The following is an 850-nucleotide window of genomic DNA, read 5'->3' as shown; positions in this document are numbered from 1 at the left end:
GCAACGATATCCCAGCTGCCTGACTGATGCTGAATGGGCGCTGGTCGCCGATTTGTTTGAAACTCAGGGAGGTCGTGGTGTGCCACCGCGTCATTCTCGACGGATGCTGCTCGAAGCCTGCTGCTATGTAGTACGCACGGGGTGCTCATGGCGCATGCTGCCGCGCGAGTTTCCTCACTGGGACAATGTTTACAAGACCTTCCGCCGGTGGAGTACGCAGGGCAAATTTGAGCAGATGCATGATCGCTTACGAACCCAATGGCGCGACAGAGAGGATCGTGACGACAATCCGTCGGCGGCATTTTGGATTCGCAATCAACTCGCAGCTCTCCACAGGGAGGGGACAGTGGCTACGACGCTGGCAAGAAGGTGAAGGGGCGCAAACGAAGTCTGATAGTCGATACGTTGGGCCTGCTTCTGGCGGTGAGTATCAGTGCAGCAAGTGTGCAGGATCGGGACGCGGCGGATGACGCAGTGGCTTATTCGAAGGAAAAATACCCGTCATTGAATACGCTGTTCGTTGATAGTGCATACGCCGGAAAATGGGCCCAGCGCATGAATCAAACGCACGCGGTCGACGTTCAAGTGATCCGCGGGCCAAACAACCGACGAACAGGTAAATGGCATTCAGAGCAAGGCGATATGTTTGCGGTAGCGCCTGCTCCGACCGGTTTCGTGGTAATGCCCAAGCGGTGGGTGGTGGAGCGGACTCATGCTTGGAACGAGAGAGCTCGGCGACTGATTATGCACCACGACCGGTTGTTTGCTGTTAGCGAGGCATGGGTGTGGCTGGCCGAGGCTAGGATGCTCGCACGCCGGCTCACGACTTGATTTTGTCTACACCCTCTTA

1 pseudogene is annotated in these 850 nt (G+C 56.7%); it reads left to right on the top strand.

Annotated features, from left to right (window positions below):
* Positions 1-831, top strand: a pseudogene (locus L6D80_RS29855) (IS5 family transposase); the annotation flags it as partial.
* Positions 832-850: the final 19 nt, after the last annotated feature.

Source organism: Pseudomonas ceruminis (assembly GCF_021602025.1).
Lineage (GTDB): Bacteria > Pseudomonadota > Gammaproteobacteria > Pseudomonadales > Pseudomonadaceae > Aquipseudomonas > Aquipseudomonas ceruminis.
The sequence above is the reverse complement of the archived record's forward strand: the minus strand, read 5'-3'. Positions and strand labels throughout refer to the sequence as shown.